This window comes from uncultured Hymenobacter sp. (assembly GCF_964243305.1).
In the GTDB taxonomy this organism is placed as follows: domain Bacteria; phylum Bacteroidota; class Bacteroidia; order Cytophagales; family Hymenobacteraceae; genus Hymenobacter.
Map to the genome: position 1 here is coordinate 17,797 of NZ_CAXTEF010000027.1, position 24,847 is coordinate 42,643.

Annotated in this window: 25 protein-coding genes; 9 read left to right on the forward strand and 16 right to left on the reverse strand. The window is 61.3% G+C overall.

All coding sequences use genetic code 11. The features are described 5' to 3' along the window. From ACFE70_RS14430 to ACFE70_RS14465, 8 genes are all read left to right on the forward strand, one after another. The coding region (locus ACFE70_RS14430; protein ID WP_375418466.1) for a HAMP domain-containing protein at positions 1 to 3,119 on the forward strand (3,119 nt) is incomplete at its 5' end. 120 nt (positions 3,120 to 3,239) lie between these two features. Continuing rightward, positions 3,240 to 3,791, forward strand: a complete 552-nt coding sequence (locus ACFE70_RS14435) for a chemotaxis protein CheW (protein ID WP_375418467.1) — start codon at positions 3,240 to 3,242, stop codon at positions 3,789 to 3,791. Positions 3,792 to 3,837: 46 nt separating this feature from the next. After that, the gene (locus ACFE70_RS14440) at positions 3,838 to 4,233 is read left to right on the forward strand and encodes a response regulator (protein ID WP_375418468.1); all 396 of its coding nucleotides are present in this window, start codon (positions 3,838 to 3,840) and stop codon (positions 4,231 to 4,233) included. 175 nt (positions 4,234 to 4,408) lie between these two features. After that, a complete protein-coding gene (locus tag ACFE70_RS14445; RefSeq protein WP_375418469.1) occupies positions 4,409 to 5,476 on the forward strand; it encodes a CheB methylesterase domain-containing protein in 1,068 nt (355 codons plus the stop codon). A gap of 15 nt (positions 5,477 to 5,491) precedes the next feature. Then, entirely contained in the window at positions 5,492 to 7,129 is a 1,638-nt protein-coding gene (locus tag ACFE70_RS14450) for a chemotaxis protein CheA (protein WP_375418470.1), read from the forward strand. A 61-nt stretch (positions 7,130 to 7,190) separates the two neighbouring features. After that, positions 7,191 to 7,826, forward strand: coding sequence for a chemotaxis protein CheC (locus ACFE70_RS14455; protein WP_375418471.1), 636 nt, complete (start codon positions 7,191 to 7,193; stop codon positions 7,824 to 7,826). Positions 7,827 to 7,973: 147 nt separating this feature from the next. Continuing rightward, positions 7,974 to 9,077: an agmatinase family protein gene (locus ACFE70_RS14460; protein ID WP_375418472.1), complete on the forward strand. Its 1,104-nt coding sequence runs from the start codon at positions 7,974 to 7,976 to the stop codon at positions 9,075 to 9,077. A gap of 77 nt (positions 9,078 to 9,154) precedes the next feature. Next, the gene (locus tag ACFE70_RS14465) at positions 9,155 to 9,490 is read left to right on the forward strand and encodes a phage holin family protein (RefSeq protein ID WP_375418473.1); all 336 of its coding nucleotides are present in this window, start codon (positions 9,155 to 9,157) and stop codon (positions 9,488 to 9,490) included. 75 nt (positions 9,491 to 9,565) lie between these two features. On the opposite strand, the gene ACFE70_RS14470 is transcribed toward ACFE70_RS14465, so the two are convergent. The 4 genes from ACFE70_RS14470 to ACFE70_RS14485 all read right to left on the reverse strand — a co-directional run bounded on the left by ACFE70_RS14470 (position 9,566) and on the right by ACFE70_RS14485 (position 15,141). Further along, positions 9,566 to 10,444, reverse strand: a complete 879-nt coding sequence (locus ACFE70_RS14470; protein ID WP_375418474.1) for a DUF4349 domain-containing protein — start codon at positions 10,442 to 10,444, stop codon at positions 9,566 to 9,568. A 173-nt stretch (positions 10,445 to 10,617) separates the two neighbouring features. Beyond that, the gene (gene murA / locus ACFE70_RS14475; protein WP_375418475.1) at positions 10,618 to 11,922 is read right to left on the reverse strand and encodes a UDP-N-acetylglucosamine 1-carboxyvinyltransferase; all 1,305 of its coding nucleotides are present in this window, start codon (positions 11,920 to 11,922) and stop codon (positions 10,618 to 10,620) included. A gap of 74 nt (positions 11,923 to 11,996) precedes the next feature. Continuing rightward, positions 11,997 to 12,773, reverse strand: a complete 777-nt coding sequence (locus tag ACFE70_RS14480; protein WP_375418476.1) for a DUF4290 domain-containing protein — start codon at positions 12,771 to 12,773, stop codon at positions 11,997 to 11,999. Positions 12,774 to 12,888: 115 nt separating this feature from the next. Continuing rightward, positions 12,889 to 15,141 carry an ATP-dependent helicase gene (locus ACFE70_RS14485; protein WP_375418477.1) on the reverse strand — a complete coding sequence of 751 codons (2,253 nt, stop codon included), beginning with the start codon at positions 15,139 to 15,141 and terminating at the stop codon, positions 12,889 to 12,891. Between the two features lie 280 nt (positions 15,142 to 15,421). On the opposite strand from ACFE70_RS14485, the gene ACFE70_RS14490 reads away from it, so the two are divergent. Further along, on the forward strand, positions 15,422 to 15,994 hold the full coding sequence (locus tag ACFE70_RS14490; protein ID WP_375418478.1) for a DUF3109 family protein: 573 nt from the start codon (positions 15,422 to 15,424) through the stop codon (positions 15,992 to 15,994). Here ACFE70_RS14490 and ACFE70_RS14495 read toward each other — a convergent pair. From ACFE70_RS14495 to ACFE70_RS14550, 12 genes are all read right to left on the reverse strand, one after another. Further along, positions 15,991 to 16,620: a Uma2 family endonuclease gene (locus ACFE70_RS14495; protein WP_375418479.1), complete on the reverse strand. Its 630-nt coding sequence runs from the start codon at positions 16,618 to 16,620 to the stop codon at positions 15,991 to 15,993. The genes ACFE70_RS14490 and ACFE70_RS14495 overlap by 4 nt on opposite strands. A 4-nt stretch (positions 16,621 to 16,624) precedes the next feature. Beyond that, positions 16,625 to 16,999, reverse strand: a complete 375-nt coding sequence (locus tag ACFE70_RS14500; protein ID WP_375418480.1) for a type II toxin-antitoxin system VapC family toxin — start codon at positions 16,997 to 16,999, stop codon at positions 16,625 to 16,627. Beyond that, positions 16,996 to 17,268, reverse strand: coding sequence for a hypothetical protein (locus ACFE70_RS14505; RefSeq protein WP_375418481.1), 273 nt, complete (start codon positions 17,266 to 17,268; stop codon positions 16,996 to 16,998). The genes ACFE70_RS14500 and ACFE70_RS14505 overlap by 4 nt, the downstream gene beginning before the upstream one ends. Positions 17,269 to 17,589: 321 nt before the next feature. After that, entirely contained in the window at positions 17,590 to 18,933 is a 1,344-nt protein-coding gene (gene accC, locus ACFE70_RS14510) for an acetyl-CoA carboxylase biotin carboxylase subunit (protein WP_375418482.1), read from the reverse strand. Positions 18,934 to 19,036: 103 nt separating this feature from the next. Further along, complete coding sequence (gene accB / locus ACFE70_RS14515) at positions 19,037 to 19,522, reverse strand: acetyl-CoA carboxylase biotin carboxyl carrier protein (RefSeq protein WP_375418483.1); 486 nt, start codon at positions 19,520 to 19,522, stop codon at positions 19,037 to 19,039. Between the two features lie 31 nt (positions 19,523 to 19,553). Then, positions 19,554 to 20,117 (reverse strand): elongation factor P, encoded by a 564-nt coding sequence (efp, locus tag ACFE70_RS14520; protein WP_375418484.1) that lies wholly within the window; start codon positions 20,115 to 20,117, stop codon positions 19,554 to 19,556. A 100-nt stretch (positions 20,118 to 20,217) separates the two neighbouring features. Continuing rightward, on the reverse strand, positions 20,218 to 21,210 hold the full coding sequence (locus tag ACFE70_RS14525) for a beta-ketoacyl-ACP synthase III (RefSeq protein WP_375418485.1): 993 nt from the start codon (positions 21,208 to 21,210) through the stop codon (positions 20,218 to 20,220). A gap of 105 nt (positions 21,211 to 21,315) precedes the next feature. Next, positions 21,316 to 22,260: a phosphate acyltransferase PlsX gene (plsX, locus tag ACFE70_RS14530; RefSeq protein ID WP_375418486.1), complete on the reverse strand. Its 945-nt coding sequence runs from the start codon at positions 22,258 to 22,260 to the stop codon at positions 21,316 to 21,318. A 119-nt stretch (positions 22,261 to 22,379) separates the two neighbouring features. Next, positions 22,380 to 22,613 (reverse strand): 50S ribosomal protein L32, encoded by a 234-nt coding sequence (rpmF, locus tag ACFE70_RS14535; RefSeq protein ID WP_375418487.1) that lies wholly within the window; start codon positions 22,611 to 22,613, stop codon positions 22,380 to 22,382. Between the two features lie 63 nt (positions 22,614 to 22,676). Beyond that, positions 22,677 to 23,237: a DUF177 domain-containing protein gene (locus ACFE70_RS14540; RefSeq protein WP_375418488.1), complete on the reverse strand. Its 561-nt coding sequence runs from the start codon at positions 23,235 to 23,237 to the stop codon at positions 22,677 to 22,679. A gap of 79 nt (positions 23,238 to 23,316) precedes the next feature. Then, positions 23,317 to 24,369, reverse strand: a complete 1,053-nt coding sequence (gene pdxA, locus ACFE70_RS14545; protein ID WP_375418489.1) for a 4-hydroxythreonine-4-phosphate dehydrogenase PdxA — start codon at positions 24,367 to 24,369, stop codon at positions 23,317 to 23,319. 12 nt (positions 24,370 to 24,381) lie between these two features. After that, positions 24,382 to 24,750: a four helix bundle protein gene (locus ACFE70_RS14550; protein WP_375418490.1), complete on the reverse strand. Its 369-nt coding sequence runs from the start codon at positions 24,748 to 24,750 to the stop codon at positions 24,382 to 24,384. Positions 24,751 to 24,847: the final 97 nt, after the last annotated feature.

Genomic DNA, 24,847 nt, shown 5'->3' on the forward strand with positions numbered 1-24,847 from the left:
TGCAATTGAAGCAGAACCTGAACCAGATGGTGGACTCGCTCAACCTGTTTGCCGGGGAGGTGACGCGGGTAGCGCAGGAGGTGGGTACGGAAGGCAAATTGGGCGGGCAGGCCAGCGTGCCGAATGTGGCCGGCGTGTGGAAAGCGCTGACCGACAACGTAAACGACATGGCCGCCGCTCTCACCTCACAGGTGCGCGATATTGCCAACGTGGCCGCGGCCGTGGCCAGCGGCGACCTTAGCCAGAAGATGACGGTGAACGTGAAGGGCGAGATTCTGGAGTTGAAGAACATCCTCAACCAGATGGTGGACTCGCTCAACGTGTTCGGCGACGAAGTAACGCGCGTGGCCCGCGAAGTCGGCACCGAGGGCAAACTCGGCGGCCAGGCCAACGTGCCCAAGGTATCCGGCACGTGGAAGGACCTGACGGAGAATGTGAACAACATGGCCTCAAACCTGACAAGTCAGGTGCGCGACATCGCCAGCGTGGCCACGGCCGTGGCCCGCGGCGACCTGAGCCAGAAGATGACGGTAGAGGTGCAGGGTGAGATTCTCGACCTGAAAAACATCCTTAACCAGATGGTCGACTCGCTCAACATCTTCGCCGGCGAGGTAACGCGCGTGGCCCGCGAAGTGGGTACGGAAGGCATCTTGGGCGGGCAGGCCAACGTGCCCAAGGTGTCGGGCACGTGGAAGGATTTGACCGACAACGTAAACAACATGGCCTCGAACCTGACCAGTCAGGTGCGCGATATTGCCAACGTCGCTACCGCCGTGGCTCGCGGCGACTTGTCGCAGAAAGTAACTGTAAATGTGCGCGGTGAGCTATTACAGCTCAAGGAAAACCTCAACCAGATGGTGGATTCGCTCAACACGTTTGGCGACGAGGTAACCCGCATGGCCCGCGAGGTAGGAACCGAAGGCAAGCTCGGCGGGCAGGCCGTGGTGCCGGGCGTGCGCGGCACGTGGAAGGATTTGACCGACAACGTAAACACGATGGCCTCGAACCTGACGAGTCAGGTGCGCGACATTGCCAACGTGGCCACGGCCGTGGCCCGTGGTGACCTGAGCCAGAAGGTGTCGGTGGACGTCAAAGGCGAACTGCTCGACCTCAAGGACAACATCAACCGCATGGTCGACTCGCTCAACATCTTCGCCGGCGAGGTAACGCGCGTGGCCCTGGAAGTGGGCACTGAGGGCCAACTCGGCGGGCAGGCCAACGTGCCCAACGTGAGCGGCGTGTGGAAGGATTTGACCGACAACGTGAACACGATGGCGGCCAACCTCACTACCCAGGTGCGCGGCATCGTGAAGGTGGTAACGGCCGTCTCGCAGGGCGACCTGACCCAGAAGCTGACCCTGGAAGCCGCCGGCGAAGTAGCCGGCCTGGCCGTCACCATCAACCGCATGGTGGACGACCTCAACCGCCTGGCTTCGGAAGTGAGCCGGGTAGCGAAAGTGGCCGGCGTGGAGGGCAAGCTTACCGAGCGCGCGGCCGTGGGCGGCGTGTCGGGCTCCTGGAAGGATTTGGTGGACACGCTCAATGCTCTGCTTGAGAGTATTGCCCTGCCGGTGCTTGAAGTGAGCCGCGTGGTGCGCGCCATTTCCGAAGGCGATTTGACGCAGTTGGTGGAGATTCAAACCGCTGGTGATATCGAGGCGATGTCGGCCGCCCTGAACCTGGCCGTGGAAAACCTCAACGAGCTGCTGGGCGAAATCAACGATTCGGCCTCGGTGGTGGGTACTTCCTCGGAAGAAATGGTCGAGAAGGGGCAGGACATGAGCCGCGTGACGGTGGATGTGGCCCTGGCCATGCAGCAAATGGCGGAAGGCGCTCAGAATCAAGCCTTGAAAACCGACCAGGCGTTTAAGCTGATTGAGGAAATCATGCAGGCGACCAAGGAAACCGCCGGCAAGGCCGACGTGGTGAACAAGGCCGCCATCCTGGGTGAGCAAACTTCGCAACTCGGCCTGAAAACCGTGGCTGAGGTGGTGAAAAACATGGAGGAAATCTCCAGCGCCGCCGGCCAGACGGCCCGTACTATCGAGGTGCTCAGCACCCGCTCGCAGGAAATCAGCAAGTCGCTGGGCGTCATCACCGATATTGCCTCGCAAACCAACCTGCTGGCTCTGAATGCCGCCATTGAAGCCGCACGCGCGGGCGAGGCCGGCCGCGGCTTCGCCGTGGTAGCCGAAGAAATCCGCAAGCTGGCCGAAGGCTCGCGCAAATCAGCCTCGGAAATTGCTACCCTGGTGGAAGATGTGCGCAAGGACACCACCAGCGCCGCCAGCGCCATTGCCACGATGGAAGGCCGGGTGCTTAAGGGCAAGAACGCTACATTCGAGGCCAGTTCGGCCTTTAAGAATATTGCCACTTCCTCCGGCGAGACGCTGCGCACCTCGCGCGACATTCTTACGGCTACGGAGGTGCAGAAGACCAGCATCGGCGACGTGGTGAAGTACGTGGAGGAAGTGGTGGCCATTGCCGAGCAAACCGCCACCGGCACCCAGCAGGTGGCGGGCACGGCCAAGCAGCTCTCCACAGCCATGCAGGAGCTGACGGCTTCCTCGCAGCGCCTGACCGACATCGCCGACGACTTGCAGGACGGCCTCGAAACCTTCCAGCTCAGTGCCCCCGAGCCGGAGCCGGAGCCCGAGCCGGTTCGTCGCCTGGGAATGCGGCGCCCGGCCGCGCCGGTGGCCCCGGTTGCCAAGCCCGGCTCGAATGGCCACGAGCGCTCCCGCCGGCCGCAGCCGGCGCCGGTCGGCCCGTTGGGTCGCCGCGACCGCAACGGCACATTGGCGGTGGCTACTGCTGCCCGCAGCAATGGCAATGGCACTGCCCCAAGAGACGCGGCGTCCCGGCGCCCCGACCGCCCTACCCCCCCCTTAACCAGCAACGGTGCTAATGACGCGGCGAGTCCGGTGGCACCGGCTGGCCGGACTCGCCGCGCCGCCGCGCCGCCGGCTGCCGCGCCCAAAGCCACCGGCCGTCGGGCCGCCAAAGCCTTGGCGCCCGAGCAGGGGGTAGGCGCCAGTCCCGTGCCCGCCGAGGCGGCTTCTGCCCTCGACAACGGCAAGGCACCGGCCCGGAGCCGAAGCGGCAAAGCCCGGAAATAAGCAAGAAAACCAGGGGGGTAGGGCGGTAAAGTAACGCGCTACCTGCTGCCCCTGGCCCCATGCTTGACATGCCGTTCTGAGATGCCGTTTCGCGCGGCGCTACCTTTCGCCAGCTACTTTATGTCTGAACCTGTCAGCAATACGCCAGTTAAAGCCGCTCGCGCTGCCCCCGAGGCCATCGTGCAGCTCATCGTGTTTCAGCTCGGCGATGAGGAGTATGGAATCCGCATTGGGCAGGTGAAGGAAGTGACGGTGACGCCGGAGATAACCAAGATGCCCAAAACGCCGGGTTTCATCAAGGGCATCGCCAACCTGCGGGGCGACATCATTGCCATCCTGGACCTGGAGGAGCGGTTTCAGCTGCGGCGCTCGGGCCGCGAGCTGCCCACCTCTTCCTTCACCATTGCCGTGGAGGCGCCGGGCTACACCATCGGCCTGCTCGTGCGCGAAGTGCCGCGTCCGCTGAGCCTGCCGCTGAGCCTGCTGGAGCCGGCCCCCGACTTTCTGCAGGACAGCGGTCAGCGCGACAAATACCTCGAAGGCATCGCCAAGCTGCCTGAGGGAGGCGTCATCATCGTGCTTGACCTGCTCAAGCTGCTCACGCCCACCGAAATTCTGCGCCTGCCCGGCAAAGGCGCACCCTCGGCCGCCGCGGCCCGTACAACGGCCTGACCTAACGGCGCCAGGGTGGCGCCCACAGTTGCCCTTTCCTAATCGTATGACCAATAATTCTCCCATGAATAAGCGCATTCTCATCGTCGACGACTCGTTTTATATGCGCACGATGCTCAAGAACATGCTCACCGATGCTGGCTATGAGGTAGTCGGGGAAGCCGCCAACGGCCAGCAGGCCCTGGAAATGGCCGCCGCCACCAAGCCCGACCTCATCACGCTCGACGTGATTCTGCCCGACAACACCGGCCTCGACGTGCTCAAGGGCCTGCGTCAGCAGTCGCCCGATTCCAAAGTAGTGATGTGCTCGGCCGTGGGCCAGGAGGTTATCGTGAACGAGGCCATCGAAAATGGCGCCCTGGCTTACATCGTGAAGCCCTTTTCCGAGGAGAAGGTCCTGGAGATTGTCGGCTCGGCATTGCAGGAAAGCGCCAACAGCTAACTAACCTAAATTTCGCGAAGAAGCCCGTCAGTAACGCTTGCTGACGGCTCCTGGTTATGAGTAGCTGCCGCGTTTAGCCGGGGCCGCCAGCGGTAGCCCGGAGGCTAGCGTTTCATTTGATTGCCCCTTTAACTAAAGGCAGGATGCTCCGACCTGCTCTTCTTCGTCAGACTCTATGCCCGCTGCGGCCGATTCTCTTCCGTTGAGTTCTGTGCTGCTGGGCCGCGTGCCCCTGGCAGTGGCCGGCGAGCTGGTTCGGTTGATAAGCGCCGCGCCGGACCTGCGCTTGGTTGGCCCCGCCGGGGGCGTGGCCGAACTTGCCGCCTATGCCCAGGAGCTGCGCCCGGCGGTCATTGTGGCCTCAATTAGTCAGTTGCCGGCCCTGGCCGCGCTGGCCCGACTGGTGCGTGTGCTGCTCTACGATGCCGCCGCTGGCCTACCCCCACTCTGTTCTGAGGGCCGCTGGGAGCTGAGCGGTAGCATCGAGCCCCTACCTGGCCAGCTGGCCAGACGGACGGCCTGGCGGCAAACCCTGTTGCAGAAGCTGCGGGCCGCGGCTTTTCCGCGCTGGCTGGGACGCACCTCGCTGGTTGGGCTGACTTCGCCCACGGGTTTGGTCATTATCGGCGCCTCCACGGGTGGCCCGGCAGCCGTAGAGGCGGTGCTGACGCAGCTGCGCCCCGGCCTGCGCTGCGCCGTGGTGGTGGCCGTGCACTTGCCCGCCGCCTTCACGGCCTCGCTGGTGGCGCGGCTGCGGCGAACCTCGGCCCTGCCCGTGGCGGCGGCGGAAGCGGGCAGCCGGCTGCTGGCCGGGCAGGTGGTGGTCGTGCCGGGCGGTACTAACATGGTGCTGCGGCGCCTCGCAGCCGGCGGCTGGAGCAGCTGCGTGGCTTCGGAGCCGGCCACGGGGGGCGACGTTCCCTCTGTGGACTTGCTGATGACTTCGGCCGCCGCGACGGGGGGTAGGGTGCTCGGCGTGGTGCTCACGGGCCTAGGCCACGACGGCCGGCGCGGGGCCCGCGCCATCCGGGAGCAGGGCGGGCAGGTGCTGGTGCAGGATGCGGCCTCGGCGGCGGTATTTAGTATGCCGGGCGCCGTGCTGCGGGCCGGCTGGGCGTCGGCAGCGCTGCCCCTGGCGGGGCTGGCCGCCGCCATCAATGAGTTTGGTCGCGAGCCGCAGCCGGCGGCTGGCGTGAGCGCCGGACCGCTAACTTTTCCTACCCCCGCGCAAGTGGCCCGCTAGGCCCAACGTTACGCTATGACCGCACGCGAGCAGGAATACCGGGAAATGTTCATGGCCGAGGCGCTCGAATATTACGACGCCATGAGCCGCCACATCAGCGAGCTGGAGCGCAACCCCACCGACGTAGCCGCCCTCAATGAGCTGTTTCGGCTCATGCACAACCTCAAGTCCAACGCTCGCGCAATGGGCCACCTGCCGATTGGGGAGGTCGCCCATAACATGGAAACTATCTTCGGGCTGATTCGGGACCGGCAAACGACGTTTTCGGGCTCGCTGGTGCCAGTCATCTTCGCCGGCATCGACGCGCTGGGTAACATGATTCGGGCCGTGGGGCAGGACCAACCCCTGCCCGATGTGCAGCTGCTGCTCGACAATCTCGACCGCCTCGTGCGGGGCGAGGAGCCCACGCTGGAAACCGACGCGGCCGAAGATGACGAAGACGCCAACCGCAAGCTGGAGCTATCAGACCTGGTTTATATTCAAGTCAAGAAGCTCGACAACCTGCTCAACCTGGTCGGGGAGTTGGTCATCGACCGCGACCGGATTCTGACCCTTGCCCAGGAGCTGGGCAGCCCGGCCCTGCAAGCCACGGCCCAGCACCTGTTCCGCATCTCCGATGACTTGCAGTACTCGGTGATGGACGCCCGCTTGGTGGGGGTAGGGGTGCTGCTCAACAAGTTTCCGCGCGTGGTGCGCGACGTGGCGACCGCCGAGCACAAGGAAGTTGAGCTGACCCTGAGCGGGCAGGACGTGCAGATTGACCGCAACATCCTGCAAATCATCACCGATGCCCTGCTGCACCTGGTGCGCAACGCCGTGGGCCACGGCCTCGAAACGCCCGCCGAGCGCCAAGCCGCCGGCAAGCCCGCCATCGGGCAGCTCACTCTCTCGGCCCTGACCGAGCGCGATGACGTGCTCATTCAGGTGCAGGACGACGGGCGCGGCATCAACACCGACAGCGTGCGCCGCAAGGCCATTGAGCGCGGCCTGACTTCGGCCGAGGCCGCCGCCCGCCTCTCGGAACCCGAGGTGTGGGCCTTTCTCTTCGAGCCCGGCTTCTCGATGGCCAAGGAAGTGACCGACATCTCCGGGCGGGGGGTAGGGCTCGACGTGGTGAAGCTGGCCATCGATTCCCTGGGCGGGCAGCTGCGCGTCGATTCGGAGCTGGGCCGGGGCACGACCTTTACCCTGGTGCTGCCCACCTCCATTGCCGTCAAGGGCGCGCTGCTCGTGGAGCTGGACGGCCGCGCCTACGCCGTGCCGCTCATGCACACCGACACCGTGCTGGCTCTGCCGCCGGCGCAGCTGCACGTCGTCAATGGCCTGCTCGTGACGCAGTTGCAGGACGAAAGCGTCCCGGTCGTGCCCCTGCGCCAGCTGCTGCACGCCGGGGGCGACGACGCCCTACCCCCCGCCAGCCGCGCCGACCTCGACGGCCCGCAGCAGGTGCTGGTGGTGAGCTACAACGGCCGCCGCCTGGGCCTCATTGTTGACCGGTTTCTGCGCCAGCAGAGCATCGTTATCAAGCCCCTGAGCAAGCCGCTCGACACGATTGACTTGTTTGGCGGCGTCACGCTGCTCGGCAGTGGGCAGGTGTGCCTGGTGCTCGACGTGCCCGCCCTGACCCGGCTGTTTTTAGCTAAACGTCCCTGACCTACGTACACGCCTCGTTCAGGCAGCCCCAGGCTGCCTTTTTCCCCTCATCTTCGCCGCTATGAATGTATCCATGACTGAGCTGGAGCGCGATATTATCCGCGAGATACTCAATATTGGTCTCGCCCGCGCCGCCGACTCGTTCGCCATTATTGCCCAGGAGCGGGTGCTGCTGGAAGTGCCCAGCCTGGACCTGCTCGTCAGCGACGATATCATTCAGAAGGTGCGCGACTATCAGCAGCACCACGTGGCCATGCAGTCCGATATCCGGGGCGATTTCAACGGCACGACCCTCATGTTTTTCTCCGGGCAGCACATTCAGCGCCTCTCGCGGGTCTGCTTGCGGATGAAGACCGATGATTCTCTCCAGATAAACGAGCTGCAAACTTCCCTGCTACTCGAAATCAGCAACATCATCACCGGCGCCTTGGTCACGCAGCTGGCCAACATCCTCAAGGCCAACATCTACGGCGCGCCACCCACGGCGCCCGGCGGCGATGTCGCCGCTTCACTGCAAAGCCTGCTCCCGCACGAGCAGCTCCAACCCCTCATCTTCTCGGTTATCACCCAATTCTCCGACAAAGATAACTCGGTGGAACTACCCCTGATGCTGTTCTTCGACCGGGCCACGTTCGATAAGATTCTGGTCATCATCCGTAGCTACGACTTTATTGGCAGCGGCGCCAAATCGGCCTGACGACTTCTCCGGTTGGATTGACAGGTTCTCAACAGCTTGGCTGATTTAGCGGCTATACTTAATTCAGGAGGCGGCGACTGGCCGTTTCCCCGCTCTGACCGGCCGTTTGCGCCGGTTTCTTTTTTGCCGTTTCTTTTTCGTTTTCTCATGCCCCACGCTGCCGCTTCTTTCGCCCAAAAGCTTGCCTCCTTTGACCCCAACGCGCCCGGCGACGCGGGCGGCGGCTTGTTTGGCCTGCCCTTCACCCCCGATGAGGCCCAACTCGTCGTCGTGCCCGTGCCTTGGGAAGTGACCGTGAGCTACCGCGCCGGCACCGCGCAAGGCCCGCAGGCCATCCACGAGGCTTCGCTGCAAGTGGACCTCTACGACCCCGACCTGCCCGACGCCTGGAAGCTGGGCCTGGCAATGGAGCCCGAGGACGAAACCATCGCCCAAACCAGCCGCGAGCTGCGCCCGCTCGCGGCCGACTACATCGGCTGGCTGGAGGCCGGGCAGCCCGCCGCGCAGGCTGGGGAATTCGGTGCCGTGCCGGGCAGGGTAGGGGCCGAGGGCAAAAAACTGCTTGACTGGCTCAAGGCCAAAACCGGCGCCCTGCTCGACGCGGGCAAGGCTGTGGCCGTACTCGGCGGCGACCACAGCACGCCGCTGGGCTTTCTGCACGCCTTGGCCGAGCGCCACGACGCCTTTGGTATCCTGCAATTTGATGCTCACTGCGACCTGCGCCCCGCCTACGAGGGCTTCGAGTACTCGCACGCTTCCATCATGTATAATGCCCTGCAATTGCCGCAGGTCAAAAAGCTCGTGCAAGTCGGCATCCGCGACCTGTGCCAGCAGGAAGCCGACTTGATTGACCACTCCAGCGGCCGCATTGCCTTGTTCCACAACCGCTTTCTGAGCGAGGAGAAGTTCGCCAAAAAGTCCTGGAAGAAGGTTTGTGGCAAAATCATCGCCCAACTGCCGCCCAAGGTCTACGTCAGCTTCGACATCGACGGCCTCGACCCCAAGCTCTGCCCCGGCACCGGCACGCCCGTGCCCGGCGGCCTGGAGTTCGAGGAAGCTACCTACCTGCTGCGCGCCATCGTGCGCTCCGGCCGCGTCATTATCGGCCTCGACCTCAACGAAGTAGCGCCCGGCGACACCGAATGGAACGGCAGCGTCGGCGCCCGTTTGCTCTACCAGCTCTGCAACTGGATGGCCGTCTCGCAGGGGCGCCTGAGCGCCAAGGGCGAGCGGGTTATTGCCGAAGACTAGCCGGCTGCCGACCGTGGCGGCCTCGCTCCCTACCTCCTCGTCCACTTCTGAACCCTTCCTCTTTACCACCTCCGACTATGAGCCTGCTTCTCAAATTCATCTTCACGGCGCTGCTGGCCTACGGCCTGGCCCAGATTCTGCCCAACGTGCAGCTCAACGGCGTGACCAGCGCCGCCGCGCTGGTGCTGGTGCTGGCCGTGCTCAACGCCACGGTCAAGCCTATCCTCAAGCTGCTGGGCTTCCCCATCACGGTACTCACGCTGGGCCTGTTTCTGCTCGTCATCAACGTCATCATCATCAAGCTGGCCGACTACCTGCTGCCCGGCTTCTCCGTCACGGGCTTCCTGAGCGCCCTGATATTTAGCATTGCTATCTCCCTGGCCACCAGCGTGGTTGATATGCTGGTTGATTAGCCTGAAATTCACCGCGTAGTTTAAGCAAGCCAAGGCCGGGCGCCCGCCGCCCGCATAAGCCACCCTGCCTTGCCGCTATTCCTGACCGCGCGCCGACGCGGCTAGCCGAGCCGACCGGGTTTTGCGGGCGCGCCAGGCTAGCCCGCCCAACGCCCCTAGCAGCAGTAGCGGCCAGATAGCGACGACGCCCACCAGCAGGGCAGTCAGCAGTTGCCAGCCGCCGTAAAACGCTTCCACCACCCGGCTGCCGAGCGAGACCACCGGCGCGTCCGGCAGCGTCTGGGCGATGGGCTGATACAGATTCAGCGTGATGGTGGAGTAGGAAACCTCCTCGTTGAGCGTTTTCAGGCGGCTTTCGGTGGCCTCGATTTCTTCGCGCGTCGCCCCAATCTTCTCCTCTATTTCCAGCACGTCCTTGATGCGCTGGGCCTTGGCCAGCAGCGCCACGTAGCGGGCCTCCACGGCGCGCTTGGTGCGCAAGCGGGCGGCCACGTCGGCGTGCTCGGCGGTTACGTCGTCGGTGCTGAGCTTCTTCTCCTCGACCGTGCCCAGGCCATTGAGGCCCGTCAGCAGAGGCTGAAACCGCGCCGGCGGCACCCGGATAGTTGTTTCACTGCGCCACTCGCCGTTTTCGCGGCTCTCCGTGGCCGCGCTCACGTAGCCGCCGCTGCGCCGCACCAAGCTGTCGAGCCGGGCGCTGGCTTGCGGCAGGCTGCCAGCTTTTACCCGCACTTCGGCGTGGTAGACAAGCAGACGCGCCGCCGGGGCTACCGCCGGAGTGCCGGTCGGGGTCGGCGGTGCAGGCACCGGAGCAGCCTGGTCATCGGCGGCCGCAACTGCCTCCGCCGGCTCTTCGGACGATGGGGGCTCCATCAGCGCCTCTTGTCGGGAAAGGGTAGCGCTTGGCTGGTCGCGCTGCTGGCCGCAGCCGGCGCACAGCAGCGCCAGACTCAAAAAAACTCCTGAGTTAAATTTCATATGCCCGGAAATTAGAGGTGAAATCTCAGGCTGCGCAGCCACACTTTTATGCCAGCGGGCGGCAGGAAGTAACCCGCATAGGCCGCACAAAAAACTTCCGGCGGTGGGGCCGGAAGTTTTTGCGAATTCAGTTAAACCCAACCGTTCGCCTACACCCGGCGGATGTCAGCGCCCAGCGCGTTGAGGCGCTCGTCGATGTGCTGGTAGCCGCGGTCAATCTGCTCCACGTTCTCAATCCGGCTTTTGCCATCGGCGGAAAGGGCGGCGATGAGCAGGGCCACGCCGGCGCGGATGTCGGGCGAAGTCATGGTGATGCCGTGGAGTCGTTTCCGCTGGTCCAGGCCGATGACGGTGGCGCGGTGCGGGTCGCAGAGGATAATCTGGGCGCCCATATCAATGAGCTTATCCACGAAGAACAGGCGCGACTCGAACATTTTCTGGTGAATGAGCACCGTGCCCTTGGCCTGCGCCGCCACCACGAGCACGATGCTGAGCAAATCAGGCGTGAAGCCCGGCCAGGTGTGGTCGCTCACGGTCAGAATGGAGCCGTCGAGGTAGGTGCTGATTTCGTAGTGGTCCTGGGCCGGAATGTAGATGTCGTCGCCGCGAAACTCCAGTTGAATACCCAGCTTGCGGAAGGTGTCCGGTATCAGTCCGAGCTGCGGAATCTGGCAGTCCTTAATCGTGATTTCCGAGCCCGTCATGGCGGCCAGGCCGATGAAGGAGCCGATTTCAATCATGTCGGGCAGCATCCGGTGTTCCGTACCGCCCAGTTTCCCTACCCCCTCAATCGTGAGCAAGTTCGAGCCAATGCCCTGAATGTTGGCGCCCATGCGCACCAGCATCCGGCAGAGCTGCTGCAAGTAGGGCTCGCAGGCAGCATTATAAATGCTGGTGGTGCCTTCGGCCAGCACGGCGGCCATCGCAATGTTAGCCGTGCCCGTCACCGAGGCCTCGTCCAGCAGCATGTGGGTGCCGCGCAGGCCGTTTTCGGCCGTAAGGCGGTAAAAGTCCGGGCCCTCAACTGTGAGGTGGCCGCCGAGCTTTTCCAGCCCCACGAAGTGCGTGTCCAGCGGGCGGCGGCCGATTTTGTCGCCGCCCGGCTTGGGCAGCTGGCAGCGGCCAAAGCGCGAAAGCATGGGCCCCAGAATCATCACCGAGCCGCGCAGCGCGCGGCCCTGCGCCGTAAATTCGGGCGTGTCGAGGTAGTCCAGGTTCACCGCGTCGGCCTGAAAGCGGTAGGTATCCGGGGCCAGCCGCTCCACTTTCACGCCCATGTCGCGCAGCAGCTCAATCAGCTTATTGACGTCGCGGATGTCGGGGATGTTGCTGATCGTGACCGGCTCGGCCGTCAGCAGCACGGCGCAGAGAATCTGCAATGCTTCGTTTTTGGCGCCCTGGGGCACAATTTCGCCTTGCAGGCGCTGCCCGCCGCGTACTTCAAATGCAGCCATCTTATTCAGTTAATAATTATACAGTGAGCAGTTGGTAGCCGGGCAGGGGGGTAGGGGCCCGACGAGCTGCAAAGCTACTGCGGCGGCTGTTGCGGCTCCTGCCGGTTTTTCTTGTTGCGCTTTTTATCGCGCTTGTCCTTGCCACCAAAGCTGCCCTGGCCGCTGGCCTTGTTGCCAAAGGGGCGCCGCTCCTCGCGTGCCTCCGGGCGGGGCTGCGGCACGATGAACGGCGTCGGCCGGCTGCTCCCTACCCCCCCGTTGCCGCCCTGACTGCCGGTACCCGGTACCGCTGTCGTCTCAAACAAGCCCTCGGCCTCCACACGCTGCGCGTCGAGCGTGAGCCGCCCGCCGGAAAGCTCCGTGAGGTGGCGCAGAATGGTCAGGCTTTTGGCGTTTTCCTTGTTGTGCTGTCGGTACAAGAACTTCATGGTGCGCCCAATCTGAATGGCGGCCTGCTCGCGCTCGGCGGCATCTTCGAGGTCAGCGGCTTTGGCAATCAGGCCCTCCACGGCCTGCCCGTAGGGGCGCAGCTTGGGGCCCTGCACCGGATACTGCACCTTCATAGGCGGCGCGCTCCGATTGGCCACGGGCTTCAGGACCACGGGCGCTTCGAGCTGCACATCGTCGCCGGCCAGCGCGTGCACGTGGCTCCAAAGCGTGACCTGAATGTCGGGCTGCTCGCGCAGGCTGGGTTGCAGGCGCAGCATCAGCTGCACGATGCCTTGGGCGCGCTTGCTGCGCTCGGCCACGTCTTCAATGCCCGCCAGACTCTGGATGAGCTGGTAAGTGCTGTTTCCGTATTCGCGCACGAGCAGCTGCAAATGGAAGGGTAGGGAATTACTATCGGTCATCAGTTCTAAAATTATTTAGCGCAGAGTTACGCGAAGTTGGCGGAGTTTCGCAGAGTTGGACGCCTGCCTCTGCGAAACTCCGCCAACTTCGCGTAACTCTGCGCTAAAGCTTCTCTCACAGCACCCGCAGTTTCGCGAAGCTCAGCAGCAGCGTTTTCTCGCCTACCTCATCAAACTTAATCGTGGCCTTAGTCGTGCCCTGCACCGTTTCCAGCGTGCTCACCAGGCCAAACCCAAACTTGGGGTGCTCCACGCGCTGCCCGGCCCGCAAGTTACTCGTATCCGAAGGCTTGAAGTCGGCCGGCGCCACGTAGCTGGTCGGGGCGAGCTTGCGGGCCGGCGCCGGCACCAGGTTCGAGCGCCGCTCAAATACGTGCTGAAACGGCGACTCGCCCGCGCCCGGCCCCGGCCCGGCCGCGAACTTGAAGTTCACGTACTGCGGGTCGATTTCGTCCAGAAAGCGGCTTTTCTCGCACGAGCGCAGGTTGCCCCACTGATAGCGCGACGTGGCGTAGCTCAGGGTCAGCTTCTTCTCGGCCCGCGTGATGGCTACGTAAAACAACCGCCGCTCCTCTTCCAAATCGGCCCGCGAGGTAATCATCATCTGGCTCGGAAACAGGTTTTCCTCCATGCCGACGATGTACACGTTGCGGAATTCCAGCCCTTTAGCCGAGTGAATCGTCATCAAGGTCACGGCGTCGCCGTCCTGCTGCGCGTCCTTGGTGTCGGCGTCGGTCACGAGCGCAATATCCTGCAAAAACGCGCCCAGCGACTTATCCTCGCGCTCCGGGTCGTCCACGTACTCCTTGATGCCGTTGAGCAGCTCCTGAATGTTCTCGTAGCGCGACAAGCCCTCAATGCTCTTGTCCGAGTACAGCTCCTCAATCATGCCTGAGTTCTTGGCGATGAACTTGGCCGCCTCAAACGCATCCTCTTTGCCTGCCACGGCGATATAGCTCTTGATTTTCTCCGAGAAGCCTACCACCGGATTTGAGACCCGCGCCGGCATAAACTGGTCGGCATTGGCCACCACCTCCCACAGCGTGTGGTTGGTTTCGTCGGCCGTCGAAATCAGCTTGCTAATCGTCGTATCGCCGATGCCGCGCTTGGGATAATTAATAACGCGACGCAACGCCTGCTCGTCATTCTGATTTACCGTGAGCCGTAAATAGGCCACCAAATCCTTGATTTCCTTGCGCTGATAAAACGAGAGGCCGCCGACAATTTTGTATTTAATATTCAGCTTGCGCAAGGCCTCTTCCATCGCGCGGCTTTGCGCGTTGGTGCGGTAGAGAATCGCGAAGTCATTGTAAGACAGATGCTGATTCATCTTGTCCTCATAAATCGAGTTTGCCACCAACTTGCCTTCCTCGTTGTCGGAGGCGGCTTTCAGCACCTCGACCAGCGTGCCGTCTTCGTTTTCCGAAAAAACATCCTTGCGCAATTGCGCCTGATTATTTTTTATAACTGAATTTGCGGCCCACACGATATTTTTCGTGGAGCGGTAATTCTGCTCCAGCTTAAATACCTTCAGCTCGGGATAATCTTTCTCGAAATTAAGAATATTGGTAATATCGGCGCCGCGAAACGCATAAATACTCTGCGCATCATCGCCGACTACGCAAATATTGCGCTCTTTGGCCGCTAATTTTCGGGTAATTAAATACTGCGAGTAATTGGTGTCCTGGTACTCGTCCACCATCACGAACTTAAACAGGTTCTGATACTTGTTCAGCACGTCGGTGTGCTCCCGAAACAGCACGTTGGTATTAAATAACAAGTCATCAAAGTCCATCGCGCCGGCCTTGAAGCAGCGCGCCGCGTACTGCTGATATAATACCCCAATTTTAGGCCGCAGCGCCGCCTCGTCGTCCTGCTTGATGACCGGGTCGTTCAAATACTGCTGCACCGAAATCAGCTTGTTCTTGGCCGCCGAAATGCGGCCGAGCACCAGGCTGGGCTTGTAAAGCTTGTCGTCCAGCTCCAATTCCTTGATGAGCTGTCCAATCAGCGTCTTGCTATCCTGCGTGTCGTAGATGGTAAACGAGCGCGGGAAACCAATCTTGTCGGCCTCCGAGCGCAAAATCTTGGCGAAAACCGAGTGGAACGTGCCCATCCACAGGCTGCGCGCCTCGGGGCCGACGACCTTCTCAATCCGGGCGCGCATCTCTTTGGCGGCCTTGTTAGTGAAGGTGAGCGCCAGGATGTTAAAGGGCTCCACCCCTTGCTCCAACAAATGCGCGATGCGGTACGTGAGCACCCGCGTCTTGCCCGAGCCGGCGCCGGCGATAATCATGCAGGGCCCGTCGGTTTGCATCACGGCGGCGGCCTGCGAGGGATTCAGCAGCGAATAATAATCAAGAGCCATAAGTAAATACGACCGCTCAGGCGGCCAGACAAAGATACAGCCTGCGCCGCGGGCTGGAAAGCGGCTTGGGCGAGCAGCAGGGGGGTAGGGATTGTATCTTTGTGGGGTTGCTACTGTTGTAAAAAGACTGTCGTGTGCCACGTCTGTCATGCTGACGAAGGAAGCATCTCATCAGGTCAGAACGCGCACTAATCATCAATTACTGCATCGTTTGACGGGGATAAGATGCTTCCTTTGTCAGCATGACGGTCTAACTTATTCTATCGCTCCATCCCAACTTATGATAGTTATCCAAGATACCGTCATCTCCGATGACCTCGCCGCTAACTTCTTCGTCTGCAACCTTGAAGCCTGCAAGGGCGCTTGCTGCGTGGAGGGCGACCTCGGCGCCCCGCTGGAAGAAGCGGAACTACTGATTCTGGAAGCCGAATACGCCAGCATCGAGTCCTACCTCACCAACGCTGGCCGCGCCGCCATCGAAGCGCAGGGCCTCTACATCAAGGATTGGGAAGGCGACTACAGCACGCCCACGATAGATGACCGCGAGTGCGCCTACGCCCTCTACGACGAGCGCGGCATTCTCAAGTGCGGCATCGAGCAGGCCTACCTGGCCGGCGCCACGACCTTCAAAAAGCCCATCAGCTGCCATCTCTACCCGATTCGTATCACCAAGTACGAAGGCTTCGAGGCCCTGAATTACGACCGCTGGAGCATCTGCTCGCCGGCCTGCTCGTTCGGCGCCTCGCTCGGCGTGCGCGTCTATCAGTTTTTGCAGGAGCCGCTGATTCGCAAGTACGGCGCCGAGTGGTATGCGCAGCTCGCGGCGGAGATTGAGAACCCAAACGTGGTTTAGCCGACGCTGTTGGCCAGGCGCAGCGGGGAGGTATCTATTTCCTCGTAGATGTCTTTCAGCGACAAGCGCAGATTAATGGCCGGTACGGGCAGCTCGTCGGTCAGCTGCCGCAAGGTTGTCAGCTCCCAGGTGTTGTGCTTGGTGCGCAGAAAGCTGTCGACCAGGAGTCGACTTTGCGAGACAAGCACGTATTGCCGAAGCGAGGGCAGCTGTTGATACTGCTCGAACTTCCAGCCCCGGTCGCGCGCCTCGGTGCTTTTCGACAGCACCTCAATGATAAGGGTAGGGGCGTGGACTATGCGGGGGTCGTCATCGGCCGGGTCACAGCTTACCACCACGTCGGGGTAATTGTAGTGCTGTCCTAAATCCACGGCCAGCCGCACGTTTTCGGCAAATACGCCGCAGCGCTGCTTCCCTCGCAGTCCCAGGCGCAAGGCAAAGGCGCAGTTCTGGACCAATAGATTATGCCGCTTGGTGCTACCGGCCATATCGGCCGGCAGGTCAAACTCATCCATCGGGGAAATCTCGCCGTGGTAATACTCGTGCCGAATGTCGGACTGCTCTTCCAGGGCGAAATATTCTTCGACGGTGTAGCGGCGCTGGGGTAGGGATTCGGCGTCAGGCATAGTTTTAACTAGCGAGTGGGTCGATGACAATAAGCCCCGCAACACGCCGGAATCCCTGGTCGGCAGTAACCAGATTTAAGCCATGTTCCAACGCTGTGGCCGCGACAATGGCATCGGGTGTTTTCAGGCGAAATTGCTGCCGGATTTTCACTGCCTGGTCAAGCACCGCATCGGATACGGGCAGTTGCGGTATAAAGCGCAGTGCCGTAGCAAGGAACTCAGCATCGGCTTGAGTGAGGCCATGAAAACCTAACACCTCTACGCGGGAAATGGCCGAAATAGCAACGCCGTCCTGTTCAATCCAGTGCCGACAATCCGCAAACCGGGCTTCCGGCTGGCTGGCATAAATCAGCGTATTGCTGTCCAATATGTACTTCACGGCTGTGGAAATGCTAATCGGTCATCCCAGTCGCGTTCTTCCCGCTGCCATGCTAACGGGTCGGGGATGCTTTTGCCGTCGCCGCCGCGTCGGATAATGGCTAGCATTTCCTCGCGGGAAAGCTGACTTACATCGGGCAGGGTAGTCGTGGTATGAATTGCTTTCGACACCAAGCCATCCTCCGCAATGTGCAAGCCGGCGGCGGCAGCTAGCTGCAATAGTTGTTGGTATATGCTGTCGTCGAGGATTGTTAGGATGTGCGGTTGCATAAGGGTGAGAGAATATGACAATTGATTACACTCCCTGCTTAAATCCATCAACAATCCAAAGGACTACTCTAATGATAAGCCAATATGCTGCATAAACTGCAACTATAAACAATCCGATGCTAATGGTTCTCTCGAAAGTATTCTCCCCAAAGTCTGGATTTATGACTTCTCGCCATTCTCCGTTAATTATTTCCTGCCTCACTACTTGAGCAGGAAAAGTTTTAAAAGCGATTCTTAAAGAACCGAGTAGTACCAAAAAGGAGCATACGACCAAGAGCCGTAAAGGTCCAGGATGAACTTTTCTCAATCGTCTAATCATAACTACACCACCGAAAAATCAAACGTCTCCAAAAACTTGGTCGTGAAATTTCCCGCCTGAAACTGCTCATCGTCCATCAGGGCTAGGTGAAACGGAATGGTCGTTTTCACGCCTTCTACGACGAACTCACTGAGCGCACGCTTCATTTTTACGATGCACTCCTCGCGGGTTTGGGCCACGGTGATGAGCTTGGCAATCATGGAGTCGTAGTTGGGCGGAATCTGGTAGCCGGCGTAGACGTGGGTGTCGACCCGTACGCCGTGGCCGCCGGGAATGTGGAGCGTGGTGATGCGGCCGGGGGCGGGGCGGAAGTTGTTGCGCGGGTCTTCGGCGTTGATGCGGCACTCCATGGCGTGCATCTTGGGGAAGTAGTTTTTGCCCGAAATCGGGATGCCCGCCGCCACTTTGATTTGCTCCTTAATCAGGTCGTAGTTCACAATTTCCTCGGTCACGGGGTGCTCGACCTGAATGCGGGTGTTCATCTCCATGAAGTAGAAATCCCGGTTTTTATCCACCAGAAACTCGATGGTCCCTACCCCCTCGTAGCCGATGGCACTGGCCCCGGCGATGGCCGCCGCGCCCATGCGCTCGCGTAGCTCGTCGGTCATAAACGGGGAGGGCGCTTCCTCGACCAGCTTTTGGTGGCGGCGCTGAATGCTGCAATCGCGCTCCGAAAGGTGGCAGACGTGGCCATACTGGTCGCCGACGAGCTGAATCTCGATGTGGTGCGGGTCCACCACGAACTTCTCCAGATACACGCCATCGTTGCCGAAAGCGGCTTTGGCTTCGGTGCGGGCGTCGTCCCAGGCTTTCTGGAACTCGTCTTCGGAGTTGATGATGCGCATTCCGCGCCCGCCGCCGCCGGCCGTCGCCTTTAGAATTACGGGATACTTGATTTTGGCGGCCACTTTTTTGCCCTGCTCCACGGAGTCCAGCAGGCCCACGGAACCGGGAATGCAGGGCACGCCCGCCGCAATCATCGTAGCCTTGGCCGAGGCCTTGTCGCCCATCTGATTAATCATCTCGGGCGAGGCACCGATGAACTTGATGCCGTTTTCCTGGCAGATGCGCGAGAATTCCGCATTCTCCGACAGGAAGCCGTAGCCGGGGTGGATGGCGTCGGCGTTGGTGATTTCGGCGGCCGAAATCAGCGTTGGCATACTCAGGTACGACTGCGCCGAGGGCGGCGGACCGATGCAGACGGCCTCATCGGCGAAGCGCACATGCAGGCTTTCCTTGTCGGCCGTCGAATAAACGGCGACGGTTTTGATGCCCATTTCCTTGCAGGTGCGAATGATGCGCAGCGCGATTTCGCCCCGGTTGGCGATGAGTATTTTTTTGAACACAGTATTTTGAATTATGAGTTAAAAATTAGGAGTTAAAAATTAGGAGCTATGAGCTGCATAAGAACTCATAACTCCTAATTCATAACTCCTAATTCAAACGGACCTACTCAATCAGAAACAGCGGCTGGTCGTACTCCACGGGTGTGGCATTTTCCACGAGCGCCTTGACGATACGGCCGCTCTCCTCGGCTTCAATCTCATTAAATAGCTTCATGGCTTCGATGATGCAAATCACCTGGCCCTTCTCCACTAGGTCACCGACCTGCACGAACGGCGCCGTGTCGGGGCCGTTGCTGCGGTAGAAGGTGCCAATCATGGGCGCCTTGAGCGGCCGGCCGCTGGCGGCGGCAGTAGGGGGGGTAGGGGCGGGCGCGGCGGCATTGGCCGGCGCGGGGGGGGTAGGGGCTGCCGTCGTGGCTGGCGCGGCAGCCGGTACCGGCGCGGCCACGGGCGCGCTCATGCTCACCACGGGCCGGTAGCTGGGCTCACGCTGCACCGATATTTTAAACTCTTCAGTTTCAATATTAACCTTGTTCAGGCCGGACTTGGCGATAAAGTCGAGCAGCTCCTGGAGTTCTTTAGCTTTCATGGCGGCGTCCTTTTTAAGCGAATTTTTATCCTTACTTGACTCTTTCGACATAAGCGTAGGTGCGGGTATCGACCCGGATTTTGGTGTCCGTATCAATGAAGAGCGGCACCTGAATGCGCGCGCCGGTCTCGACCGTAGCCGGTTTGAGGGTGTTAGTGGCCGTGTCGCCGCGCAGGCCGGGCTCGGTGTAGGTCACCATCAGCTCGACGGTGGTGGGCAGCTCGGCGGTCAGGGGCTGCTCGGTCTCGGCGTGGAAAAGGATGGTGGTGGTCTGGCCTTCCTTCATCAAGTCGGCGAAGGGCACCATCGCCTCGGGCAGCACCACCTGCTCGAAGTTCTCGCTGTCCATGAAGGTGTAACCGTAGTCGTCCTTAAACAAGAACTGGTGCGGGCGCTGCTCGACGCGGGCGGTTTCGACCTTCACGCCGGCGTTGAAGGTGTTGTCTATCACCTTGCCGGTCTTGATGTTGCGCATCTTGGTGCGCACGAAGGCCGGTCCCTTGCCGGGCTTGACGTGCTGAAACTCGGTGATGACGTGCAGCTCGTTGTTGTAGTTGAGCACGAGCCCGTTGCGGAAGTCGGCGGTAGAGGCCATGTTTTAGTTATGAGTTAAAAATTATGAGTTATAAGTTGGTTGTTATGAATTACGGACGAGCAGTGGACAAACTCATAATTCATAACTTTTAACTCATAACTCATGAAGTGTAGGCCCACTTCACGTAGAGCGCGCCCCAGGTGAAGCCGCCGCCAAAGGCGGCGAACACGAGGTTGTCGCCGCGGCGAAGCTGGCTTTCATAGTCGGCAAGGCAGAGCGGGATGGTGGCGTTGGTGGTGTTGCCGTAGCGCTGGATGTTGAGCATCACCTTGTCGGGCCCTACCCCCATGCGGTGGGCCGTGGCGTCGATGATGCGCTTGTTGGCCTGGTGGGGCACGAGCCAGGCCACGTCTTCGCGGCTCAGGTGGTTGCGCTCCATCACTTCGGCGGCTACGTCGGCCATCTTTGTGACGGCAAACTTGAACACCGAGGCGCCTTCCTGATAGATGTAGTGCTCGCGGCCAGCCACGGTTTCGGCAGTGGGCGGGCGGCGGCTGCCGCCGGCTTTCTGGTGGAGAAACTGCTCGCCGGTGCCGTCGGCGCGCAATACCTGGTCGATGACGCCGTAGCCGTCGGTGCTGGGCTCCAGCAGCACGGCAGCGGCGCCATCGCCGAAGAGGATGCAGTTGGAGCGGTCGGTATAATCGACGATGGCCGACATCTTGTCGGCCCCGACGACGACGACTTTTTTGTAGGTGCCGGCCTGCACGAACTGCGCCCCCGTGGCCAGCGCGTAGAGAAAGCCCGAGCAGGCCGCGTTCATGTCGTAGCTGAAGGCCCGGCTGGCGCCTACCCCCCCCGAGATGATGTTGGCCGTAGCCGGAAACAGCATGTCGGGCGTCACGGTGGCGCAAATCAGCAGCTCAATGTCCTCGGCGCGGGTGCCGGTTTTCTCCAGCAGCTGCTGCACGGCTTTAATTCCCATTACCGACGTGCCCTGGTTGTCGCCCTTTAGAATGCGGCGCTCCTCGATGCCGGTGCGGGAAACAATCCACTCGCTGGTCGTGTCCACGAGGGTTTCCAGCTCCTTGTTGGTGAGGCGGTAGTCGGGCACGTAGGCCCCGACGCCGGTAATGGCCGCAGTTAACTTCATAAGGCAAAGAAAGGCAGCAATCCAAAAAAGTCCGGCCGGGGCCGGACTTTTCCAATACTATTTTGGTAATCTTTGGTAATCAGCTCCCGCGGCCCCGCGGCAGCACTACGATTTAAACGTATCCCTGATTTGGTTGGCAATACCGGAACGGGCCATCTGGTAGCCTTGCAGCAGCATGTTGGCGATGGCGCGCGGCGTGCTCACCCCGTGGCCGATGATGGCGTTGTCGTTGATGCCGAGAATGGGCGAGCCGCCAATGGCCTCGTAGTTGAACTTGGCGAAGAAGGGGTCGATAACAGCCTGTTTTTCCGCCATAATATCGTACACCGACTCGGCCATCTTCAGCATCACATTGCCCGTAAAGCCGTCGCAGACCAGCACATCGGCTTTGTCATTAAACAAGTCGCGGCCCTCGATATTGCCCACGAAGCGCAGGTGCGGGTTTACTTTCAGAAGCTGATAGGCGGCCTGCGTGGTGGCCGTGCCCTTGCCTTCCTCCTCGCCCAGGCTCATGAGGCCGACTTTGGGGCGGTCGATGCCCAGCACGTACTGCGCGTAGAGCGAGCCCAGCTCGCCGAACTGCTCCAGCATTTCGGGCTTGCACTCGGCGTTGGCGCCCACGTCGAGCAGGATGCCGAAGCCGCCATTCAGCTTGGGAACGAAGTTGGCAATGGCCGGGCGCAGCACGCCCGCCACGGCCTTCACCGTGAACATGGCCCCCACGAGCATGGCGCCGGTGTTGCCGGCCGAGCAAAACGCCTCGATTTCGCCGGCGTGCAGCATCCGGTAGCCCACGGCAATGCTGGAATCCTGCTTCTGCTGGTAGGCTTTGGCCGGGTGCTCGCCCATCTCGATAAGTTGCGAGGCGGCCATAAATTCTACGCTGCCGGCCTCCGGGCCGTGCTCCCGCAGCAGGGGCTGCACGGCCTCGGGCTGGCCAATGAGCACGATTTGGGCTTGGCCGGCCAGCTCGCGGGCGGCCAGCACGGCCCCCGCTACGGCAGCTTGCGGGGCAAAATCGCCCCCCATAGCGTCCAGGGCTATTTTCATGAACTCGAAAGTTTTCAAATGACAACGGGCAGTCAGCCAACCGGCCGGCCGGCCCCCGCTAGAAGGGCCGCGCCGGCCGGTGGGGCCGCGAAGTAACTACTTGGCGGGCTAAGGGCAGCTTACTCGTCGTCGGTGTCGTCAGCGGCAGCAGGGGCCGCGGCGGCTACTTTCGCGTAGTTCTTGATGGCGAGCACGCCATTGCGATAGAGGTCGCCCTCGACGATGTAGGCCTTGTGCTTGAGGTGCAGCTCGCCGGTCGTGGGGCAGATGGTGACCTGCTTGGGCGTGAGCTTGTAGTGGGTGCGGCGCTTGTCGCGGACGGCGGTGGAAGTGCGGCGCTTAGGATGAGCCATCTTGGAAAGGAATTATGAATTATGAATGATGAGTTGGGGGCGACTCAGGGCGCCTGACAGCAATTAATTCAGGTTTTTGAGGGCCGCCCAGCGCGGGTCGTCCGTGTCCTCGTCATCGTCCGGGTCGTTTTGGCGGGTCGAGAAGATGAGCTTGGTGTCGGCCTCGGGGTTGTCATCCGGCTCGTTCTGGAAGCGCGGGTGCAGCTTTTTCATGGGCAGCGCCAAGCCGATGTAGTCGTAGAGGTGCTGGGCCAGGGGTAGGGTTTGGGTGTCGGGCGTGATTTGCAGCACATCATCGTCCAGCTCCTTGGCTTCGTCGCCGTAGCGTACCAGCAACTGATTATCAACCGTCAGCGGCTGGTCAAACTCCTCCAGGGTGCGGTCGCAGGTCAGGCGCACGGTGCCGTCGATGTGGAAGTTAAAGGTCAACAGCCGGTCGGTTTTAATCAGCTCGACATCAGCGTGTAGGTTGCCGTCAGCAATAAGCTCACCTTTGGGATCGAACTCAGCGAAAAAGTCGCGGTCCAGCTCATACTCAAAATGGTGCGTTTTGAGCGCCAGATGGGCGATGGGAAGGTTGAATTGTGCGTCTTTTTTCACGGTCAGCCGGATTGCAGGGGGCAAAAGTACGGAATTTGGGCCGGTTTTCAAAAGGGGGGGTAGGGAAGGTAGGCCGACGGGTCGCGCAAAGAGGCGGTCATGCCTACCTTCCCTGCCCCTCTCTTCCCACCGAAGCCCGCTGCCTGAGCACGTCGCAGGCCAGGTACACCGCCGCCCGGAACGAGCTTTCATCGGCCTTGAACTGCCCGGCTAAGCCGTAGGCCGTGCCGTGGTCGGGCGAGGTGCGCACCACCGGCAGGCCGGCCGTGAAGTTGACACCCCGCTCGAAGGCCAGCAGCTTGAACGGAATCAGGCCCTGGTCGTGGAAGAGCGAGAGCGTGGCATCAAACTGCCGGAACTGCATCGTACCAAAGTAGCCATCAGCGGGGTAGGGGCCATACACCAAGTGACCGTCGTGCTCGAACTGCCGGATGACGGGCAACACCACATCCAGCTCCTCGCGGCCGAGCAGGCCGTTTTCGCCGGCGTGGGGGTTGAGGCCGAGCACGGCCACGCGCGGCTTGAGGATGCCGAAGTCCTGCTGCAAGGACTTAAGCAGGAGCTGAATCTTGGTGCGCAGCAGGTCGGCCGTGAGGCGGGCGGGCACATCCTTGAGCGGCACGTGGCCGGTGGCAGTGGCTATGCGCAGGCCGGCGGCCTCGTCGGCGAGCAGCATCAGGCTTTCGGGCGCGTCGAAGTAGCTGGTCAGAAACTCGGTGTGGCCGGGAAAGCGGAAGTTGTCGGCCTGGGTGTTGTCCTTGCTGATGGGCGCCGTCACGAGGCCATCGAGCCGGCCGGCTTTGAGGTCGCGGCTGGCGGCGAGCAGGCTCTCGCGGGCGGCGCCGCCGCTGGCGGCGCTGGGCTGGCCGGGGCTCAGGTGGTAGTCCTCGTCCCAGCAGGTCACGGCGTTGAGGCGGCCGGGGGCGATGTCAGCCACGTCGCGCAGCTGGCGGAAAGTGAGCGGCTCAGCGTCGGGCGCGGTCGGAAAATCATCAAAGAGCACGGTGGCCGTGCCGTAGATAACGGGCGTGCAAACCTGGAGCAGGCGCTCATCGAGTAGCGTTTTGTAGATGATTTCGGGCCCGATGCCGGCGAGGTCGCCGACGGAGAAGCCTAATCTTGGTGCTTGGTGCTTAGTGCTTGGTGCTTGGTTCATTTAGCGGGGTAGCTAAGCTAGCTGCTGGCGATAGTGATTGATGAAGCCATGCAGCAGCTTTTTGCAGGTTACAAGGTGCGCTTGTAGTGCTTCGGTTTCATCGGTACTTAGGTAGTTCAGGTCGAGGGCTACATATAATTGTGTTTCCAACTCATAAAGCGAACCGCGGGCAATAAACAGAAAATTGATAGTGTCACGTAAGGATTGCCGGCCACACCCCTCCGCGATATTCGACGGAATCGAGACGGCAGCACGTCGAAGCTGATTGGTTAGCCCGAATAATTCATGCTTCGGAAAATTCTGGCTTGCAGCATACACTTCTGCCACGAGTTTGCGGCAATGTTGCCAGACTTGCAAGTCTGTGCAGGATTTGTTTTCCATTCTAATAACTAAGCACCAGGCACTAAGCACCAGGCACCAACTTCAAAAACGCGTACAGCAGCCGCACCCCTACCCCCGTGCCGCCCTTGCCGCGGTA

Bases quoted from the DNA above. Each gene is read 5' to 3' on its own strand.
- ACFE70_RS14435 (WP_375418467.1), top strand. From the start codon at position 3,240: ATGTCTGAACCTGTCAGCAATACGCCAGTTAAAGCCGCTCGCGCTGCC.
- ACFE70_RS14440 (WP_375418468.1), top strand. From the start codon at position 3,838: ATGACCAATAATTCTCCCATGAATAAGCGCATTCTCATCGTCGACGAC.
- ACFE70_RS14445 (WP_375418469.1), top strand. From the start codon at position 4,409: ATGCCCGCTGCGGCCGATTCTCTTCCGTTGAGTTCTGTGCTGCTGGGC.
- ACFE70_RS14450 (WP_375418470.1), top strand. From the start codon at position 5,492: ATGACCGCACGCGAGCAGGAATACCGGGAAATGTTCATGGCCGAGGCG.
- ACFE70_RS14455 (WP_375418471.1), top strand. From the start codon at position 7,191: ATGAATGTATCCATGACTGAGCTGGAGCGCGATATTATCCGCGAGATA.
- ACFE70_RS14460 (WP_375418472.1), top strand. From the start codon at position 7,974: ATGCCCCACGCTGCCGCTTCTTTCGCCCAAAAGCTTGCCTCCTTTGAC.
- ACFE70_RS14465 (WP_375418473.1), top strand. From the start codon at position 9,155: ATGAGCCTGCTTCTCAAATTCATCTTCACGGCGCTGCTGGCCTACGGC.
- murA (WP_375418475.1), bottom strand. From the start codon at position 11,922: ATGGCTGCATTTGAAGTACGCGGCGGGCAGCGCCTGCAAGGCGAAATT.
- ACFE70_RS14480 (WP_375418476.1), bottom strand. From the start codon at position 12,773: ATGACCGATAGTAATTCCCTACCCTTCCATTTGCAGCTGCTCGTGCGC.
- ACFE70_RS14485 (WP_375418477.1), bottom strand. From the start codon at position 15,141: ATGGCTCTTGATTATTATTCGCTGCTGAATCCCTCGCAGGCCGCCGCC.
- ACFE70_RS14490 (WP_375418478.1), top strand. From the start codon at position 15,422: ATGATAGTTATCCAAGATACCGTCATCTCCGATGACCTCGCCGCTAAC.
- ACFE70_RS14495 (WP_375418479.1), bottom strand. From the start codon at position 16,620: ATGCCTGACGCCGAATCCCTACCCCAGCGCCGCTACACCGTCGAAGAA.
- ACFE70_RS14505 (WP_375418481.1), bottom strand. From the start codon at position 17,268: ATGCAACCGCACATCCTAACAATCCTCGACGACAGCATATACCAACAA.
- accB (WP_375418483.1), bottom strand. From the start codon at position 19,522: ATGAAAGCTAAAGAACTCCAGGAGCTGCTCGACTTTATCGCCAAGTCC.
- efp (WP_375418484.1), bottom strand. From the start codon at position 20,117: ATGGCCTCTACCGCCGACTTCCGCAACGGGCTCGTGCTCAACTACAAC.
- ACFE70_RS14525 (WP_375418485.1), bottom strand. From the start codon at position 21,210: ATGAAGTTAACTGCGGCCATTACCGGCGTCGGGGCCTACGTGCCCGAC.
- plsX (WP_375418486.1), bottom strand. From the start codon at position 22,260: ATGAAAATAGCCCTGGACGCTATGGGGGGCGATTTTGCCCCGCAAGCT.
- rpmF (WP_375418487.1), bottom strand. From the start codon at position 22,613: ATGGCTCATCCTAAGCGCCGCACTTCCACCGCCGTCCGCGACAAGCGC.
- pdxA (WP_375418489.1), bottom strand. From the start codon at position 24,369: ATGAACCAAGCACCAAGCACTAAGCACCAAGCACCAAGATTAGGCTTC.
- ACFE70_RS14550 (WP_375418490.1), bottom strand. From the start codon at position 24,750: ATGGAAAACAAATCCTGCACAGACTTGCAAGTCTGGCAACATTGCCGC.